The following is a 17,979-nucleotide window of genomic DNA, read 5'->3' on the forward strand; positions in this document are numbered from 1 at the left end:
GACGCCGTGGAACACGCGAGATCGGTTCCTGTGACATTCGTACCCAGGAACTTGGGCAGACTACGCGGAAGTAGCCCGCCGGTTCCAACCGCCTACAGTCGTGCCGTGGTTTCTCCCCCCATGTCTGCAGAGCGGATCGCAGCGCTCGACGCCGACCACCTCTGGCATCCCTACGGCGCGTTTCCGGCGTCCACCGAACCCCTCGTCGTGGACCGGGCCACGGGTACGAGACTGGTGCTCGCGGACGGACGTGAACTCGTCGACGGAATGAGTTCGTGGTGGGCCGCGATCCACGGATACCGGCACCCGGTGCTCGACGCCGCCGTCACCGAGCAGTTGGCGAAGATGAGTCACGTGATGTTCGGCGGGCTCACCCACGCTCCTGCCGCGCGGCTCGCGGAGTTGCTCGTCGAGATCTCCCCGGAGGGCTTGGACAAGGTCTTCCTCGCCGATTCCGGGTCGGTCTCGGTCGAGGTGGCTACGAAGCTTGCACTGCAGTACCAGCGTGCGGTCGGCCGCCCCGAACGACATCGCCTGCTCACCTGGCGAGGCGGGTACCACGGCGACACCCTCGCACCGATGAGCGTGTGCGACCCCGAGGGTGGCATGCACTCGATGTGGACGGACGTGCTGGTCAGGCAGATATTCGCGCCGGCGCCGCCACGGGAGTTCGACGCGTCCTACGTCGCGGCCTTCGAGTCGGTTCTCGAGGCGCACGCGCACGAACTCGCCGGGGTCATCGTCGAGCCCGTCGTCCAAGGCGCCGGTGGCATGCGGTTCCACGACCCGGGTTATCTGCGCGAATTGCGGCGGATGTGCGACGAACACGGCCTGGTGCTGATCTTCGACGAGATCGCGACGGGATTCGGCCGGACGGGGGAGATGTTCGCCGCCGAGCATGCCGGGGTCACGCCCGATCTGATGTGTGTGGGCAAGGCACTGACGGGCGGCTACCTGACGCTCGCAGCGGTGCTCTGCACGACCCGCATCGCGGAAGCGATCAGCGCGGGCGAGGGCGGCGGTGTCATGCACGGCCCGACCTTCATGGCCAACCCGCTGGCGTGCGCGGTCGCGGTGGCGTCGTCCGAACTTCTGCTGTCCAGGGACTGGCGCGGCGAGGTGGCCGATCTCACGGTCCGGCTCGAGTCCGGGCTGGCGCCCGCGCGGGATCTTCCCGGCGTCGTCGACGTGCGTGTGCTCGGCGGGATCGGGGTGGTCGAGACGGTGGAACCGGTGGACATGCGTGCGGCCACGGCCGCCGCCGTGGAGGCGGGGGTGTGGCTGCGTCCGTTCCGCAACCTCGTCTATACGATGCCGCCGTATGTGTGCACAGCCGCCGACGTCGCCGCGATCACCGCGGGTGTGGTCGCGGCCGCGGCCACCGTGCGGGGCTGACCCGGCAGGGGTACCGACTTGAACACTGTTCAAGTACGGTGTCCGCATGTCTATCCCTGCCGGTCCGGCCTGGCTCGACGACGCTGCCGAACGGCGGCGGCTCGCGGGGCTGCACCGAGAACTCACTCCGCGTAGCGCCACCGCACCCCTCATCGACCTCGCGTCCAACGACTATCTCGGTCTCGTCCGCCACCCCGAGGTACTGGCCGCAGCGACCGCGGCGCTCCGTCGGTGGGGCGGCGGTGCCACCGGATCACGACTGGTCACCGGGACGACGGCCGAGCACGAGTTGCTCGAACGTGAACTCGCCGACTTCACCGGCGCCGAGACCGGATTGGTGTTCTCCAGCGGATACACCGCCAACCTGGGCGCTGTGACGGCGCTCGCGGGCAAGGACGCGCTGATCGTCTCGGACGCGGGATGCCACGCGTCGCTCGTCGACGCGTGCCGCCTGTCCCGGTCGAGGATCCGTGTCACACCGCACAGTGACGTCCGGGCCGTGGCCGACGCTCTCGCCGCGCGGACCGAACCGCGGGCGCTGGTGCTCACCGACTCGGTGTTCAGTACCGACGGCGACCTTGCGCCCCTGCGGGAGTTGCACCGCGTCTGCCGCACCCACGACGCGGTGCTGCTCGTCGACGAGGCCCACGGGATCGGGGTCCGGGGGATCGGCGGCCGCGGGCTCGTCCACGAAGTCGGCCTGGCCGGAGAACCGGACGTGATCGTCACGGCCACACTGTCGAAATCCCTTGCGTCCCAGGGCGGTGTGGTCCTCGCGTCCGGTCGTGTGCGCGACCATCTCATCGACACCGCGCGCACCTTCATCTTCGACACCGGACTCGCTCCGGCCGCCGTCGGTGCCGCGCGCGGCGCCCTGAAAGTGCTGCGCGCCGAACCCGGACTCCCGGGTGCGGTCCTCGACCGGGCCGCACACCTCGCCCGGCTGACGGGCGTGCAGCCGCCCCCGTCGGCCGTCGTCTCGGTGATACTCGGCGACCCGCACGTCGCGGCCGGGGCGGCGCGGCGGTGTCGTGAACGCGGCGTGCAGGTGGGCTGCTTCCGGCCGCCGTCGGTGCCCGAGGGCACCTCGCGCCTGCGCCTGACCGCGCGCGCGAATCTCTCCGACCACGAATGCGCCGTCGTCGACTCGGTGCTCACCGACGTCCTGGCCGAGGACCGGGTATGAACATTCTCTGCGTCACGGGCACCTCGACCGGAGTCGGTAAAACCGTAGTGACCGCCGCGCTCGCGGCGTGCGCCGCGAGCCGGGGACTGCGGGTCACGGTGTGCAAGCCGGCCCAGACCGGGGTCGGCGACGGCGAGCCCGGCGACCTGGCTGAGATCGTCCGTCTCACCGGCGGCGGTATCGGTACCGCCGAACTCGCGCGCTACCCCGATCCGCTCGCGCCCGACACCGCGGCCCGCTGCTCGGGACGAGCGATGCTCGACCTCGACCGCGCGACCGAGGCGATCCGCGGACTCGGGACCACCGCAGATCTGGTGCTCGTCGAGGGCGCCGGCGGAGTCCTGGTCCGTCTCGGTGCCGCCGGGTTCACGCTCGTCGACCTCACCGCGGCACTCGACGCCCCGGTGGTGGTGGTCGCCGGCGCAGCGCTCGGAACCCTCAACCACAGCGCGCTGACCGTCGGAGCGCTGCGCGCCGCCGGTGTGGAATGCCGCGGACTCGTCATCGGCAGCAGTCCTGCCGCACCGGATCTGGCGGAGCGCTGCAACGTCGGTGACCTGCCCTCGGTCACGGGTGTGCCCCTGCTCGGGGCGATACCCGAAGGGGCGGGCGCGCTCGGTTCCGCGGAGTTCGTGGCCGCGGCGCCGCAATGGTGGCGGGACGTCCCGGTCTGACCGGCCACGACATCTCGATTCCGCCTGCGTAGTGATCGGTGACAACGCCTCGTCACAACCCGTGAAACGACTCGGGAGCACCCGCACCTGTCGTAGTGTGAGTGCAATCACAGGAGTCGGCGGGCGTCGGCGTGCCGACCGTTTTCTTCGGAGGTACCGATGTCCACCACCGACATGCATGATCTGCAGAACGCGATCGGGCAATTGCGTCGATGCGTCGGTTCGATCAGGTCGCGGTACGGCGACGCGGCGTCCGTGCGCAGGCTCTCGAACGACCTCGACCGTCTCGACATCGATGCGCGCGACTTCCAGGAGACACCGCCGCGTGCGCTGTGGGCGGCGTCCGAGGATCGCATCCCGATTCCGGATTCGCCCTACGACGAGTCACTGTTCCGCGGAGTCGACGCCGACGACGAAGGACTCGGCGGATTGCACGGGGAGCGGTGAGCGCCCCTACCGGCGCCGGGGTCCGAAATGCGGCCCGGGCGAGCATAGCCGCGCGCACACTACGGACCGATCGTTGGTGGCAGACACCTGCGCTGACCGTCCTCGGTCTGGCCGCTTTCATCGTCTACGCCACCGTGCGTTCGTTCACGCGGTCCGCCTACTGGGTCGACGACTATCACTACCTCACACCTTTCTATTCGCCGTGTGTCAGCGCGTCGTGCGTGCCCGGTTCGTCGCACTTCGGAGTCTGGGTCGGTGAACTCCCACGGTGGATCCCACTGGCGTTCGTGTCGCTGCCGTTCCTGCTGCTCTTCCGGCTCACCTGCTACTACTACCGCAAGGCCTACTACCGGTCGTTCTGGCTCTCCCCGCCGGCGTGCGGCGTGGCGGAACCGCACCGGACGTACACCGGCGAAACCCGATTCCCGCTCATCGTGCAGAACGCGCACCGCTACTTCTTCTACATCGGGTTCGTCATCTCCCTGATCAACACGTACGACGCGATACTCGCGTTCCACAGTCCGAGCGGCTTCGGGTTCGGACTAGGAAACGTGATCCTGGTCGTGAACGTGATCTTGTTGTGGGGGTACACGCTCTCGTGTCACTCCTGTCGGCACGTCACCGGTGGCAGACTCAAGCATTTCTCGAAACACCCTGTGCGCTACAAGATCTGGACGTTCGTCTCCAAGATCAACGCGCGGCACATGCAGTTCGCCTGGATCACGCTCGGCACGCTGGTCCTCACCGACTTCTACATCATGCTCGTCGCGAGCGGCACCATCTCCGACCTCCGATTCATCGGCTGACAGACCGGCACGGCCGGCACCACACGGGGCACGACGCAACACGGAAAGGCAACACACATGGGGGAAGTCGAGCGGCACGACTACGACGTGGTCGTGATCGGAGCGGGGGGAGCCGGACTGCGGGCGGTCATCGAGGCTCGGCAACGCGGACTGAGAGTCGCGGTCGTCTGCAAGTCCCTCTTCGGCAAGGCGCACACCGTGATGGCGGAAGGCGGATGCGCCGCAGCGATGGGTAACGCCAACTCGCGGGACTCGTGGCAGGTGCACTTCAAGGACACGATGCGCGGCGGAAAGTTCCTCAACAATTGGCGAATGGCCGAACTGCACGCCCGCGAAGCACCGGACCGGGTGTGGGAACTCGAAACGTACGGTGCGCTGTTCGACCGCACCCCGGACGGACGGATCAGCCAGCGCAACTTCGGAGGACACACCTATCCGCGTCTCGCCCACGTCGGCGACCGGACCGGTCTCGAGTTGATCCGCACGATGCAACAGAAGATCGTCTCGCTGCAACAGGAGGACTTCGCGGCTACCGGAGACTACGAGGCGAAGGTGAGGGTGTTCTCCGAATGCACCATCACCGAACTGCTTCTCGACGAACAGGGCAGGGTCGCAGGTGCTTTCGGGTACTGGCGGGAATCGGGCAGGTTCGTCCAGTTCAACGCTCCCGCCGTCGTCATCGCGACCGGAGGGATCGGCAAATCCTGGAAGGTGACGTCCAACTCCTGGGAATACACGGGCGACGGGCACGCCCTGGCGCTGCGGGCCGGTGCCGCGCTCATCAACATGGAGTTCGTCCAGTTCCATCCCACCGGGATGATCTGGCCGCCGAGCGTGAAAGGCATCCTCGTCACCGAGGGGGTCCGCGGTGACGGTGGTGTCCTGAAGAACTCCGAGGGGGAGCGGTTCATGTTCTCCTACGTCCCGCCGGTGTTCAAAGGGCAGTACGCGGAGACGCCCGAGGAGGCGGACCGCTGGTACGAGGATCAGGAGAACAATCTCCGCACGCCCGACCTGCTGCCGCGCGACGAGGTGGCGCGCGCCATCAACTCCGAGGTCAAGGCGGGCCGGGCGACCCCCCACGGAGGCGTGTTCCTCGATATCGCCTCGCGGATGCCGAGAGCCGAGATCATCCGGCGCCTGCCGTCGATGCACCACCAGTTCCTCGAACTCGCCGACGTCGACATCACCCGGGAAGCCATGGAGGTCGGACCGACCTGCCACTACGTGATGGGCGGGATCGAAGTGGATCCCGACACCGGCGCGGCGTCGGTCCCGGGCCTGTTCGCGGCAGGGGAGTGCTCGGGAGGGATGCACGGATCCAATCGTCTCGGCGGTAACTCGCTGTCGGATCTGCTGGTATTCGGCCGTCGTGCAGGGCTCGGTGCCGCCGACTACGTGCACGGTCTCACCACCCGGCCCGAAGTAGCCGACGAAGCGGTGGAAGAGGCGGCCCGCACAGTGCTCTCACCGTTCGATCCCGCCGACCACGACGAGGTGGAGAACCCGTACACGCTGCACCAGCGGCTACAGGGCGTGATGCACGACCTCGTGGGCATCATCCGCACAGCCGACGAGGTGGAACGCGCGCTCGCGGAACTCGACGACCTGCGCGCGCGGATCCCCAACATTGCGGTGGAGGGGAACCGGCAGTACAACCCGGGCTGGCACCTCGCGCTGGATCTGCGCAACATGCTGCTCGTGTGTGAGTGCGTGGCGCGGGCGGCGTTGCTGCGCACCGAGAGTCGCGGCGGTCACACGCGCGACGACCATCCCTCGATGGACGCGAACTGGCGGCGGACATTGCTGGTGTGCCGCAAGTCCGGTGAGGACCGCATCATCCCTGAGGTGTCCGTCGAACGGGAACAGCAGACCCCGATGGATCCGGAACTGCTCGAACTCTTCGATATCGAGGAACTCGCCAAGTACTACACCGACGAGGAACTCGCCGGTCACCCCGGACGGAGGCACTGAGATGGCCGACAGTGAGGGCTACACCGCCGAGTTCAGGATCTGGCGCGGGGACCGCGACGGCGGGGAACTGCAGGAGTATTCGGTGCGGGTCAACGAGGGTGAGGTGGTCCTCGACATCCTCCACCGACTCCAGGCTACCCAAGTGCCGGACCTCGCGGTGCGATGGAACTGCAAAGCCGGCAAATGCGGTTCGTGCTCGGCGGAGATCAACGGACGCCCGCGTCTGACGTGCATGACCCGTATGTCGCTCTTCGAGACGGACGATCCGATCGTCGTCACGCCCTTACGGGGTTTCCCGGTCATCCGTGACCTCGTCACCGACGTGTCGGGCAACTACGCCAAGGCCCGGGAGATTCCGGCGTTCGCGCCTCCCCCGGACCTCGCGCCGGGGGAGTACCGCATGCAGCAGATCGATGTGGAACGCTCGCAGGAATTCCGCAAATGCATCGAATGCTTCTTGTGTCAGAACGTATGTCACGTCACGCGCGACCACGAGGAGAACCGGCCCGCGTTTGCGGGACCCCGGTTCTTCATCCGCCTCGCCGAACTCGACATGCACCCACTCGACGTCGCGGACCGGCGCGACCTCGCTCAGGACGAAGCCGGACTCGGCCTCTGCAACATCACCAAATGCTGCACCGAGGTCTGCCCCGAATACATCCACATCACCGACAACGCCATCATCCCGATGAAGGAACGGGTGGCCGGTCGCCGGTACGACCCGGTCGTGTGGCTGGGCAACAAGCTGTTCCGGCGCTGACCTACCCGCGCGGTCGTCAGCTGACGCGCTCGCTCAGAAGCGGCACCAACTGCTCGAGCGCGAACGGAATCGACAGGGCCGAGTTCAGCGAGATGGCGTTGGCGATGTCGCTGCCGCTGTCGAGGACGAGGAAACGGCCGTCCCGCACGGCAGGAAGCTGCTGGAACAAGGGGTTGTCGGTGACCTCGGAGGTCTCGACGAAGATCGGCAGCACGACGAGCAGGTCGGCGTCGAGCATGCCCAGGTTCTCCTCCGAGACCGGGATGAAGAAGCTGTCCGTCTCCACGGCCTCCACGGCCGGGTTGTTGACGAACCCGAGGTCCTGCAGGAACTGCACGCGCGCGTCGCCGGAGACGTACGCACCCCATCCGTCCGAGGTGTAGGCGGCGACGGTGACGGTCTTGCCGGCGAACTCCGGATGCTCCGCCGCCGCGGTGGCGAACTGTTCGTCGATGTCCGCGACCACTTCGGCACCCTTGTCGGGGACGCCGAGCGCGGAGGCCACCATCGAGATCTGCTCGTCGCGCGGCGTCAGATATGCCGTGGCGCCCTTCGGGGGACCGACCGTGGTGGCGATCGCCGAGAGCGTGTCGTACCGGCCCTGATCGCCCGAACTGGCGGTGTCGAGGATGAGATCGGGTGCCAATGCGGCGATCTGCTCGAAGGACGGGTCGACGGTACCGATGATCTCCGGAGACTCCGAGTAGCCGTTCTCGACCCACGGGCCGACTCCGTCGCCACCGAAGGCCAGCCAGTCGCTCACGCCGACGGGCTGGACGCCGAGCGCCAGTGCCGTCTCCGCGTCGCCCCATCCGAGGGCGGCGACGCGCTCGGGCTGTGATTCGACGGTCACATCACCGAACATGGTGGCGATGGTGGCGGGAAACGCTCCGGATCCGTTGTTGCTCGTCTCGTCGGCCGAATCGCTGTCGGTCGAGCCGCACGCTCCCACGGCGAGCGTGGTGGCCGCCATCAGCGCCACAAGTCGGAGTTTCACAGGTGTCCTCGTTTCACTTGCCGGTGCACGTCGTATGTGCGTTAGGTGATCCTAACCCCCGGTGGGGGCGGCACGGTATCTCGGCGGCCGAGTTACATCGACTGTGCCCATCGACCGATATCGCCACGTTCGAGCGCGAGTGCGAGCAGGTCCGGGAAACGGTCCGGGGTGCACGCGAACGCCGGCACGCCCAGAGCGCCGAGCGCCGCCGCATTGTCCCGGTCGAACGCCGGAGCGCCGTCGTCCGATAGCGCGAGCAACACCACCACCTGGACCCCGGCGGCGAGCATCTCGCGCACCCGGGAGAGCATTTCGGCCCGGATGCCGCCCTCGTACAAGTCGGAGATCAGCACGAACAGCGAGTCCGTGGGGCGCGTGATGAGGGTCCGGCTGTAGGCGATCGCCCGGTTGATGTCGGTGCCCCCGCCCAGTTGCGTGCCGAACAGCACGTCGACAGGGTCGGTGAGCTTGCCCGTGAGGTCCACCACGGCGGTGTCGAAGACGACGAGGGAGGTACGCAGCGCCTGCATCGAGGCGAGCACCGCAGCGAAGACCGCCGCGTACACCACGCTCGACGCCATCGATCCCGACTGGTCCACGGCGAGCACCACGTCCCGCTGCACCGCCTGGGAGCGTCGCCCCAAGCCGACGAGACGCTGCGGAACCACGGTGCGATAGTCGGGTTGGTAGTGCGCCAGATTGGCGCGGATCGTGCGGTGCCAGTCGATGTCGCGAGTTTTCGGATTCGAGGTCCGGGACGATCGGTCGAGGGCTCCCGACACCGCGGTCCGGGTGCGCTGGGCGATGCGTTCCTCGACCTCACGGACGACTTTTCCGACGACCGCTCGTGCTGTCGCCCTGGTGGTCTCGGGCATCACGCTGTTGAGGCTCAGCAGGGTGCCGACGAGATGCACGTCGGGTTCGACGGCGTCGAGCAGTTCCGGTTCGAGCAGCAGCCTGTCGAGTCCGAGGCGGTCGACCGCGTCGCGCTGCATCACCTGCACGACCGTCGTCGGAAAATACGTGCGGATGTCGCCGAGCCAGCGTGCGACCTTCGGGGCCGAGGCGCCCAGTCCGCCGCTGCGCGGTCCGCCGGTCCCGTCCGCGTCGGTGTCGTACAACGCGGCGAGGGCCGCGTCCATCGCCGAATCGGTTCCCGCGCCCAGCGCGGTGGTGGATTCTTCCGCGGCATCGCCGAGGAGAAGTCGCCAGCGCCGCATTCGCTCGTCGAATTCCGTTGTCATGCCGGGACCCCCAGAATCAAGGCGGTTGCCGCGACTGCGCGACGGCCGCGTTCGGGGTCGAGTGCCGCAGAGGTGCGGTGCTCGGGGCCCCCTCGCACAGCCCGGCCGAGCAGGCTGCGTTCCCCGTGTGCGAACGACCCGAACGTGCGTCGCAGCACGGGCAGGACGTCGACGAATTCCTCGGAGCGCAGATCCGACACCCACGTGTCGATCAGGGACAGCAGGTCGCGGTCGTGCACGAGCAGCAGCCCTCCACCGCCGACGAATCCGTCGATCCAGCGTGCCTTCGCGGCCGCCGTGGACCCGACCGACAAGGCGCGGGCGACCCGCACAGCGGTCGCGCGCTCGTTCAATCTCCCCACATCGCGAAGCATCCGTACCGTCCGGCCGGTGAGCACGCCGTCGACATCGTCGCGGTCGCACACCGAAGCGAGCGTGTCGAGCCAGCGGTCCGTCGCGCCGGGATCGTCGCGCAGCGCCAGCGCCGTGTGCACCTCGTCGACGGCATTCCGCACCGTGTCGGCGGCGTCGGTGTCGAGCCCGGTGACGGCGGACGGCAGGCCCGCGCAGACGCGAGCGAGGACCGCATCGGCGACATGCACCAGCGAGGACAGATCGGTCCCGCGCACGTCGCCGTATCGGACCGTACGGATCAGCGACGGGAGTGCCGACATCAGATGCAGCACATCGTGATCGAGAGCGGCGGCCGCGTCGATCGCAGTGACCAGTTCGGGCACCGCGTCGCGCAGATCCGCGAGCAATGCCTGTTCGAGCAGGTCGGTGACCTCGCCGAGCGTGGTGCCCGCGGTCCGGGCGCGGTCGAGCACCGTGGCGGATGCGGCGGCCTCGACGGTGGTGCCCCACCGGGACGCCTCCACGATGGCGACCGCCAGTTCCGGATCCCATTGCAGCGACCAGGTCTCGCGAAACGTTCCCGTCGAACGCACCGCGCTCTCGGCCGGTAGCGCCCACTCGATCCCGAGCAGCGACAACTTGTGCAACAGGCGGGATCGTTGCAGATCGAGATCTTTGCGGAGGTCGAGGTCCAGCTTCTTGGCGATCGGGGCGCGTTTGAGCCGAAGGCTTTTCGAGCGCGCCTGCAGGTCGGCGTCCAGCGGAACCGTCGGAGTGTCCTCGGGAACCGCGCCGAGTGCTTCTCCGATCACGAGTGTGCGCGCCACGAAGTCGAGCAGCACCTCGTCGCCGTCGCACAGGACCGCACGGGTGGCCTCGACGGCCTCCGCCAGACCGGGCACTGCGCGGCCGCGCAGCGCCGCGAGCGTATCGGCGAGGCGGGTCGCTTCGATGACATGCGCGCTCGAGACCGGGAGGTCTTCCTCGCGCAACACCCGCGCGACGCGGGTGAACCAGCGTGCGGTCGTGTCGTCCGGGTAGCGGAAGAGGTGGTCGTACCAGCCGGGCGAGGTGATGCCGGCGCCGTAGCCGGACGCGGCAGAGAGCCGCGAATGGGTCCACGGCACCCACGTGAGCGCCGCTTTCACCTTCGGAAGACCTCTGAGCACGCGCGCGTCCGGCGCGGCCGGACCGAGCGGGCCGCTCAGGGCGGGCGCGTGCATCGACCCGCACACGACGGCAATGTTGCGGGCGCCGGCCTTGACGGCCGTGCGCAACACCTGCCGCATGTGGGCTTCGCGGCGCGCCGTGTGCTCGTCGAGTTCCACGTCGGCGCGCAAGGCCGCCATCGCCGCAGTGATTTCGTCGAACGCTCCGGCTCCCGACTCCTCCTCCGCCGAGGCATGCTCGATCACGGCATCCCACCACTGCTCGAAGTCGTCGTAACCCGCCGCGGACGCCAGCGCTGCGAGCGGGTCGGTGGGCTCCGCGGATTCCGGAGAGCGGTCCGCGGCCAACGAGATTGCCGCCGGAAGGTCGCAGAAGCGCACGTCGGCGTCGTGCAGGATCGCCCAGCGCAATGCCTGCCACTCCGGCGAGAACGCCGCGAACGGCCAGAACGCCGCGCGCGCGGGTTCGTCACGCACGTAGGCGAGCAGCGCGACCGGCGGTTGCATCTCGTCGGATGCGGCCAGGGCGAGGAACGGATCGGCGTCGGCCGGTCCCTCGATCAGGACGGTGTCGGGCTCGAACTCCGCGAGGGCGCGCAGCACCGCCCGCGCCGACCCCGGCCCGTGGTGCCGGATGCCGAAGACCCGGATTTCGGCGCCGTCGCTCACCCGGTGATCTCCCGGCATGCGCGATAGAAGTCTGCCCACTCGGGACGCTCCCGCACGACCGCCTCGAGATATTCGCTCCACACCACGCGGTCGGCCACCGGATCCTTCACCACCGACCCGAGGATGCCCGCGGCGATGTCGGTGGAGCGCAGGACCCCGTCACCGAAGTGCGCCGAGAGCGCCAGCCCACCGGTGACCACGGAGATCGCTTCGGCGGTCGACAAGGTGCCGGACGGCGACTTGAGTTTGGTGCGTCCGTCGGTGGTCACACCCTGGCGCAGTTCCCGGAACACAGTGACCACGCGCCGGATCTCCTCGGCGGCAGCAGGGATCTTCGGGAGTTCGAGCGAGGTTCCGAGTTGTTCGACGCGACGGGTCACGATCGCGACCTCGTCCTCTTCGCTGGCGGGCAGGGGGAGCACCACGGTGTTGAATCGTCGTCGCAGCGCCGAGGACAGTTCGTTGACGCCCCGATCGCGATCGTTGGCGGTGGCGATCACGTTGAAGCCCTTGCTCGCCTGCACTTCGATGCCGAGTTCGGCGACGGGCAGCGTCTTTTCCGACAGGATCGTGATGAGGGCGTCCTGCACGTCCGCGGGGATGCGGGTGAGTTCCTCGATGCGGGCGATGGCACCGTCGCGCATCGCCGTCATGATCGGCGACGGGACGAGCGCGTCCGCAGACGGTCCTTCGGCGAGCAGTCGCGCGTAGTTCCAGCCGTAGCGGACCGAGTCCTCGGACGTGCCGGCCGTGCCCTGGACCAGTCGGGTCGACGACCCGCTGATCGCAGCGGAAAGATGTTCGGACACCCACGTTTTGGCGGTACCCGGGACACCGAGCAGCAACAAGGCGCGGTCGGTGGCGAGGGTGGCCACCGCGACCTCCATCAGACGTCGCGGGCCCACATACTTGGGGCTGACGACGGTGCCGTCGGACAGTTCGCCGCCCAGCAGGTACGTCACCACCGCCCACGGCGACAGGTGCCAGGACGGCGGGCGGGGCCGGTCGTCGAGCCGCGCCAGCGCCGCGAGTTCGTGCGCGTACTGCTGCTCCGCATGGGGGCGCAACAGCGTTGGTTCGGAAACGGCGTCGGTCAACTCAGCTCCTCGTGAAGGGTCTTGCGCAGGGTCAAGGTGTCGGCGGCCGTCGCGAACAGGTTCAGCCGGTCGAGGTGGTCGGTGCGGTTCGCGGCGTCGGCGAGCAGTTCGGTGAGCTCGAACGGTGCGCGATGCGCGATCAGCGCGAGGATCGTCCGGAACGAGCGGACGCCGGTTCCCTCATCGCCGTACAGCGCGATGAGTACCTTCTCCGCCAGATCCCGGGGCCACGGCGCGGGGAGAGCGCCGAGCAGGTCGGGGTCGAGCAGGGCGCGGCCGGCCGAGTCGTGCAGATGCGCCACCAGTACGGGGCGGGGCAGCGCCTGCGCGACGTCGGCACCGACCGTGCCGTCGCGGCGCAGCAGTGCGGCGGCCCATTCTCCGTTGCGATGCAGGGCAGTGGCCGCAGCCCAGCCCGCGTCGAGCGCCTCGCGTGCGGGTTCGCCGACGCGGTACCCGAGTACCTGCCGGGCGGTCGGAGCGATGTGCTGCCACGCGGACGGAGGAGCGGAGGACACGACCGTCGTCAGCCGGCGCATCGCGACACCACCCGGCCGGGAGGCGCCCTCGTCCACGCCGTCGCGCAGCGCTTCCGCGTCGAGTCGGTCCGGGACCTCGACCACGAGATCGCCGTCGTCGACGCGTGTCCACTCCCGCACCCGCCGGGACATCCGCTCGGCAAAATCGGAGTCGGGGAGGCGGCGCAGCAACCCGAGGGCGGTCGCGCGGACCTTGCGGCTGCGGTCGTCGAGCGCGTGCTCGAGCAAGGCTTCGTCGTGCTCGCCGAGGCCGTTCGTCAGCAGTTCGAGCAGCGCCGCTCGCTGCGCCGCCGTCTCCGACGACCACGACGCCGTCAGTCGCGCTGCGGCGGCATGGGGGTCGGCGGCCCGCGCCACCGCGAACCATCGGCGGCGCTGCGCAGGCGAGCCGTGCAGCCAGAGTCGTTCGTCGGCCGGGTCGGGTGTGACGAGGTGGGACCACTCCGGGTTGAGCGCCGCCACCCACTGGCCGCGGGCGCCGGCGAGGCGCAGCAGGTGCTCGCGGTGTGGGGTGTCGGGCGCGGCGAACCACAGCAGATCCACCACGATCTCGTGCGGTGCCCGGAACCGCTCGGCGAGCGCGAACCACTCCGGAAGAAGGGGCGAGCGGACGACGAGCAGTCCACGCAACCGCTCGGCTGCCGCCGGTGGGAGCGTGAGGCGGTCGTCGTCCGGGGCAGGGCTCGGCAGTGTGCGCACCGTGGGGAGGGTCGCGGCGGTGAGGAACGCGGACTCGAGGGCGGCGGCCGCGAGCAGACGCGAAGCCGGATCGCCGGTCAGCGCCGTCGCCGCGTCCGCGGTGTGCAGCGTCGACGTTGCCGGTGCCGAGCGGGCTGTGCCGAGCAGCGCCGCGGTCGACAGGGTTTCGAAGGTCTCCGTCACAGTGACAACTCCTGTCCTGCCGTGAACAACGACGCCGGTGCCAGGCGGGTACCGTCCCAGTCTCCGCATACCGTCAGCGGGTGGCCACCCGCGACCGTGAGTAGTCGCCACCGCGTGTCGTCGTCACCGCCGAGCGGCAGCGCGCGACCGTGCCGGTCGACGAGGTGCCAGGACCCGTCCGATCCGACCGGAACGACGCTGTCGAGCAGCATCGGCCACGAGCGGATCCACGGGTCGGCGCCCAGCACACGGGCGTACTCGTCGAGTGCCGCATCGAAATCCGGTGCGGTCCCGGGCAAGGAGGCAGGCAGCGTGGTGAACGGTTCGGGATCGGCGTACCGCTCGCCGACGAGCGCGCGGAGCGGTGCGGCACCGGGATAGAAATGCAGGTCGGCGTCGACGAGCATGCCCGGCGGGGGAGTCGCGTCGGGGAACCGGGCGGTGCCGTGGGAGAAATCCAGAAGGATCGCCCAGCGTCCGGTGTCGCGGCCACGTAACCACACCTTGCGGGTGAACAGTCGGCTGTCCTCGGAGATGCGGGTCGCGAGTACCTGCCATCGGTCGCGGACGGGCGGCTCGGAACGCACGTCGTCGGCGCGGGTGGGGAATCCGAGGTGGGTGCGCACCGACCGCGCGAGAGGGTCGGGCAGGTCGTCGATCTGCCGGTACGCGACCACCAGCAGATGCAGACGCGCGTACTCGGTGAGCACCCGGGCGGGCCAGTCCACCTCGGTCGCGACGACCCCGGCGAGAGCGCGCAGTGTCGAGGCGACGCCGGGGACCTGCGCATCGACCATGCGAGCCGCGATGTCGTCGTAGGTGGAGTACCCGTGGTCGACGGCACCGAGACCGCTGCGGATCCGGTCGGTCAGCCAGCGGTCGAGTTCGTCGAGCCCGGCGGCCGCGCGCTCGGCGCGGCGCTGGACGGTCGCCGGATCGGGAGCCTTTGCGGGTTCGTCGCCCGGCTCATCCGGGGGAGTGGTCTGCGCGGCGCGTGACGCGAGCCATTCGGTGACCGAGCCGGGTGGGTCAGCCTTCGGCACCATGCCGTCGGACCAGCGCATGAGCAGGGCGAGTGCGTGCTTGCACGGGAGTTTCCGGCTCGGGCACGTGCATGTGTAGGCGGGGCCGTCGAGGTCGATCGCGGTGCGGTAGACAGCGGTGCCCCGGCCGCGGCATTCGCCCCAGAGCGCGCCGTCCTGCCGCCCCGTATCGATCCACCCCGACACCAGTCCGCGCGCAGCGGTCAGCGAGGACGGATCAGGTGCGGCGGCAGCGATCCGATCGGGGGGCCAGGGGCTTGTCACGTCCTGAGAACGTACGGCAGGGTTCCGACAGCGACCGAATCGTCAGGATGTGGCACGGGTGTTCAAACGCCTCCGGATGCCGTCGACGAAGAGTGTCAGGCCGAAGTCGAAACGGATGGCGGGATCACCGTCGAGGAGATCGTCGTCCGAGGTCGGCGCCGTCTCCGTCGCGACATCGGGCGATACCGGCCCCCGCGTCAGCGCGCCGAGTTCGGCGAGTTGCGCGCGGGACTGCTCGTCGACGGTGTGGCCGAGTACATAGTGCAGCAGCGCGTAACCGGCGAGTTCGGCGTGCGCGCGGGAAAGCCCTCCGCGCTGCGCCGCGGCGACGAACGCATCGCGGGCGCGGGAAGTGGTCAGCCGCGACGCGTAGGTGGATGCGACGAGTTCGGCGCCGTCGCGATGGGCGAGCAGAGCGGAGCGCAACCGGTGGGCGAGTTCGGTGAGCGCATCGTCCCAGTCGGGGGAGTCCGGTTCCGCGTCGACGCCGTCGAGGATGCGGTCGGCCATCGCGCCGAGAAGAGTCTGTTTGTTGGGGAAATGCCAGTACAGCGCGCCGGGCTGAACGCCGAGCGAGGTGGCGAGCTTGCGCATTGTGAGGTCGCCGAGCCCGTATTCGTCGAGGATCGCCATGGCGCCGTCGAGAACGTCGCCGCGTCGCAACTGCACCGTGTCCGCTCCTGTCCGTCCCGCTGTGTCTGGGCCTCCCGTTGACAGTATCGGACCCCCCACCTAACCTGAACGCCGTTCAATTGAACACCGTTCAAGTTTTCTCATGTCAGGAGACGCAGTGACCCAGGCGCCCGCTCGCACCGACATCCTCGACCTCGCTCGCGACCAGGTACTCCGGGGCGGGGTCGGGTTCGACCGCGACCGGATGCTCGACGTGCTCCGCCTGCCCGACTCCCGGCTCGAGGAACTACTCGACGTCGCGCACGACGTCCGCATGGCGTGGTGCGGACCGGAGGTGGAGGTCGAAGGCATCGTCAGCCTCAAGACCGGCGGCTGCCCCGAGGACTGCCACTTCTGCTCCCAGTCCGGCCTGTTCGCCTCACCGGTGCGCGCCGCGCGCCTCGACATCCCGTCGCTCGTGGAAGCCGCCAAGCAGACTGCCAAGACCGGCGCCACCGAGTTCTGCATCGTCGCCGCCGTGCGCGGCCCCGACGAGCGGTTGATGGCCCAGGTCGCCGCCGGCGTCGAGGCGATTCGCAACGAGGTCGACATCCAGGTCGCGTGTTCCCTCGGCATGCTCACCCAGGACCAGGTCGACCAACTCGCGGCCATGGGCGTCCACCGCTACAACCACAACCTCGAAACCGCGCGCTCGTACTTCAACCACGTCGTCACCACCCACACCTGGGAGGAACGATTCGAGACACTCCGCATGGTGAAAGAGGCCGGCATGGAGGTGTGCTGCGGCGGCATTCTCGGGATGGGCGAAACCTTGGAGCAGCGAGCAGAATTCGCGGCTGACCTCGCGTCGGTCGAACCCGACGAGGTGCCGCTGAACTTCCTCGATCCGCGGCCCGGCACGCCGTTCGCAGATCGGGAGGTGCTCCCGGCCACCGAGGCACTCAAGGCGATTGCGGCATTCCGGCTCGCCCTGCCGCGCACCATCCTCCGGTTCGCCGGCGGCCGCGAAATCACCCTCGGTGATCTCGGTGCGAAGCAGGGCATGCTCGGCGGCGTCAACGCCGTCATCGTCGGCAACTACCTCACCACCCTCGGGCGTCGTGCCGAAACCGACCTCGACCTGCTCGTCGACCTGCGGATGCCGATCAAGGCACTCGGCGAAAGTATCTGACGTGTTCGACGCGTACACCGGCGCCGAACTCGTCGACGGTCTCGAGGTCGCGAGTCGCCGGGGAGTTCGGCTGGGTCTCGAACCACCCCGGTACTGCACGCTGTGTGGTCGGCGGATGGTCGTGCAGGTCATCCCCGACGGATGGTGGGCGCGGTGTTCACGCCACGGCATCATCGATTCGTCCCGCAACGAGCAACGCTGACCGGAAGGCGATCAGAGGTCCGAATCCGGCGAGGAAGGTGGTACCTGCCGGACGACGCGGGCGGGCACGCCCGCAGCCACCACGTTCGGCGGCAGATCGCGCGTCACCACCGCTCCGGCCCCGACAACAGTGTTCTCGCCGATCGTCACTCCGGGACAGACGATCACGCCGCCCCCCAGCCACACGTTGTCGCCGATGGTGATCGGTTCGGCAGCTTCCCATTTCGCGCGCCGCAGTTCGGCATCGAGAGGGTGGGTGGGTGTGAGCAACTGGACGTTGGGTCCGATCTGCACATCGGCGCCGATCGAGATCCGCGCGACGTCCAGCATGACCGCTCCGAAGTTGACGAAGGTTCGCGGCCCGATCGTGATGTTGTATGGGACTGCCCCCGGTTTGGTTGACATCTGATCTGTGAGGATCACTCCTCACGATGGAAGGATGTTTCCCATGCCGAAGCCGTTCCCCGCCGAGTT

At 68.8% G+C, this 17,979-nt stretch carries 16 protein-coding genes and 1 pseudogene; 9 read left to right on the plus strand and 8 right to left on the minus strand.

All coding sequences use genetic code 11. The annotated features are described in order from the left end of the window. The first annotated feature begins 120 nt into the window (after window positions 1-120). The 7 genes from AC0B44_RS20465 (at window position 121) to AC0B44_RS20495 (ending at window position 7,242) form a co-directional block, all read left to right on the plus strand. Window positions 121-1,395, plus strand: coding sequence for an adenosylmethionine--8-amino-7-oxononanoate transaminase (locus tag AC0B44_RS20465; RefSeq protein ID WP_471904606.1), 1,275 nt, complete (start codon window positions 121-123; stop codon window positions 1,393-1,395). A 46-nt stretch (window positions 1,396-1,441) separates the two neighbouring features. Continuing rightward, entirely contained in the window at window positions 1,442-2,581 is a 1,140-nt protein-coding gene (locus AC0B44_RS20470) for an 8-amino-7-oxononanoate synthase (RefSeq protein ID WP_471904601.1), read from the plus strand. Continuing rightward, window positions 2,578-3,255 carry a dethiobiotin synthase gene (bioD, locus tag AC0B44_RS20475; protein ID WP_471904602.1) on the plus strand — a complete coding sequence of 226 codons (678 nt, stop codon included), beginning with the start codon at window positions 2,578-2,580 and terminating at the stop codon, window positions 3,253-3,255. The genes AC0B44_RS20470 and bioD overlap by 4 nt, the downstream gene beginning before the upstream one ends. A 159-nt stretch (window positions 3,256-3,414) precedes the next feature. After that, window positions 3,415-3,702: a hypothetical protein gene (locus AC0B44_RS20480; RefSeq protein WP_471904603.1), complete on the plus strand. Its 288-nt coding sequence runs from the start codon at window positions 3,415-3,417 to the stop codon at window positions 3,700-3,702. After that, window positions 3,699-4,508: a hypothetical protein gene (locus AC0B44_RS20485; protein WP_471904604.1), complete on the plus strand. Its 810-nt coding sequence runs from the start codon at window positions 3,699-3,701 to the stop codon at window positions 4,506-4,508. Before AC0B44_RS20480 ends, AC0B44_RS20485 begins: the two co-directional genes overlap by 4 nt. A gap of 57 nt (window positions 4,509-4,565) precedes the next feature. Continuing rightward, the gene (locus AC0B44_RS20490; protein WP_471904605.1) at window positions 4,566-6,482 is read left to right on the plus strand and encodes a fumarate reductase/succinate dehydrogenase flavoprotein subunit; all 1,917 of its coding nucleotides are present in this window, start codon (window positions 4,566-4,568) and stop codon (window positions 6,480-6,482) included. A 1-nt stretch (window position 6,483) separates the two neighbouring features. Further along, window positions 6,484-7,242, plus strand: coding sequence for a succinate dehydrogenase/fumarate reductase iron-sulfur subunit (locus AC0B44_RS20495; RefSeq protein WP_169620115.1), 759 nt, complete (start codon window positions 6,484-6,486; stop codon window positions 7,240-7,242). 16 nt (window positions 7,243-7,258) lie between these two features. Here AC0B44_RS20495 and AC0B44_RS20500 read toward each other — a convergent pair whose 3' ends face one another. The 7 genes from AC0B44_RS20500 to AC0B44_RS20530 form a co-directional block, all read right to left on the minus strand. Next, window positions 7,259-8,215: an iron-siderophore ABC transporter substrate-binding protein gene (locus AC0B44_RS20500; RefSeq protein ID WP_169620376.1), complete on the minus strand. Its 957-nt coding sequence runs from the start codon at window positions 8,213-8,215 to the stop codon at window positions 7,259-7,261. Window positions 8,216-8,331: 116 nt separating this feature from the next. Further along, window positions 8,332-9,483, minus strand: a complete 1,152-nt coding sequence (locus AC0B44_RS20505; RefSeq protein ID WP_169653092.1) for a VWA domain-containing protein — start codon at window positions 9,481-9,483, stop codon at window positions 8,332-8,334. Then, on the minus strand, window positions 9,480-11,693 hold the full coding sequence (locus AC0B44_RS20510; RefSeq protein WP_471904607.1) for a DUF5682 family protein: 2,214 nt from the start codon (window positions 11,691-11,693) through the stop codon (window positions 9,480-9,482). The genes AC0B44_RS20505 and AC0B44_RS20510 overlap by 4 nt, the downstream gene beginning before the upstream one ends. Further along, a complete protein-coding gene (locus AC0B44_RS20515; RefSeq protein WP_434024059.1) occupies window positions 11,672-12,772 on the minus strand; it encodes an ATP-binding protein in 1,101 nt (366 codons plus the stop codon). Before AC0B44_RS20515 ends, AC0B44_RS20510 begins: the two co-directional genes overlap by 22 nt. Further along, window positions 12,769-14,193, minus strand: coding sequence for a DUF5691 domain-containing protein (locus tag AC0B44_RS20520; RefSeq protein ID WP_169620111.1), 1,425 nt, complete (start codon window positions 14,191-14,193; stop codon window positions 12,769-12,771). The genes AC0B44_RS20515 and AC0B44_RS20520 overlap by 4 nt, the downstream gene beginning before the upstream one ends. Further along, on the minus strand, window positions 14,190-15,500 hold the full coding sequence (locus AC0B44_RS20525; protein ID WP_169620110.1) for an SWIM zinc finger family protein: 1,311 nt from the start codon (window positions 15,498-15,500) through the stop codon (window positions 14,190-14,192). Before AC0B44_RS20525 ends, AC0B44_RS20520 begins: the two co-directional genes overlap by 4 nt. Window positions 15,501-15,542: 42 nt before the next feature. Next, complete coding sequence (locus AC0B44_RS20530) at window positions 15,543-16,169, minus strand: TetR/AcrR family transcriptional regulator C-terminal domain-containing protein (protein WP_169620109.1); 627 nt, start codon at window positions 16,167-16,169, stop codon at window positions 15,543-15,545. 121 nt (window positions 16,170-16,290) lie between these two features. On the opposite strand from AC0B44_RS20530, the gene bioB reads away from it, so the two are divergent. Beyond that, window positions 16,291-17,304, plus strand: a complete 1,014-nt coding sequence (gene bioB / locus AC0B44_RS20535; RefSeq protein ID WP_169653095.1) for a biotin synthase BioB — start codon at window positions 16,291-16,293, stop codon at window positions 17,302-17,304. A 1-nt stretch (window position 17,305) separates the two neighbouring features. After that, window positions 17,306-17,506, plus strand: coding sequence for a biotin synthase auxiliary protein BsaP (gene bsaP / locus AC0B44_RS20540; RefSeq protein ID WP_439808622.1), 201 nt, complete (start codon window positions 17,306-17,308; stop codon window positions 17,504-17,506). 11 nt (window positions 17,507-17,517) lie between these two features. On the opposite strand, the pseudogene AC0B44_RS20545 reads toward bsaP, so the two are convergent. After that, window positions 17,518-17,883, minus strand: a pseudogene (locus AC0B44_RS20545) (sugar O-acetyltransferase); the annotation flags it as partial. Between the last annotated feature and the right edge of the window lie 96 nt (window positions 17,884-17,979).

Source organism: Rhodococcus sp. NPDC019050 (genome assembly GCF_055664235.1).

Coding starts and splice junctions, on each gene's coding strand:
- AC0B44_RS20465 (WP_471904606.1), top strand. CDS start 121: ATGTCTGCAGAGCGGATCGCAGCGCTCGACGCCGACCACCTCTGGCAT.
- AC0B44_RS20470 (WP_471904601.1), top strand. CDS start 1,442: ATGTCTATCCCTGCCGGTCCGGCCTGGCTCGACGACGCTGCCGAACGG.
- bioD (WP_471904602.1), top strand. CDS start 2,578: ATGAACATTCTCTGCGTCACGGGCACCTCGACCGGAGTCGGTAAAACC.
- AC0B44_RS20480 (WP_471904603.1), top strand. CDS start 3,415: ATGTCCACCACCGACATGCATGATCTGCAGAACGCGATCGGGCAATTG.
- AC0B44_RS20490 (WP_471904605.1), top strand. CDS start 4,566: ATGGGGGAAGTCGAGCGGCACGACTACGACGTGGTCGTGATCGGAGCG.
- AC0B44_RS20495 (WP_169620115.1), top strand. CDS start 6,484: ATGGCCGACAGTGAGGGCTACACCGCCGAGTTCAGGATCTGGCGCGGG.
- AC0B44_RS20500 (WP_169620376.1), bottom strand. CDS start 8,215: ATGGCGGCCACCACGCTCGCCGTGGGAGCGTGCGGCTCGACCGACAGC.
- AC0B44_RS20505 (WP_169653092.1), bottom strand. CDS start 9,483: ATGACAACGGAATTCGACGAGCGAATGCGGCGCTGGCGACTTCTCCTC.
- AC0B44_RS20510 (WP_471904607.1), bottom strand. CDS start 11,693: ATGCCGGGAGATCACCGGGTGAGCGACGGCGCCGAAATCCGGGTCTTC.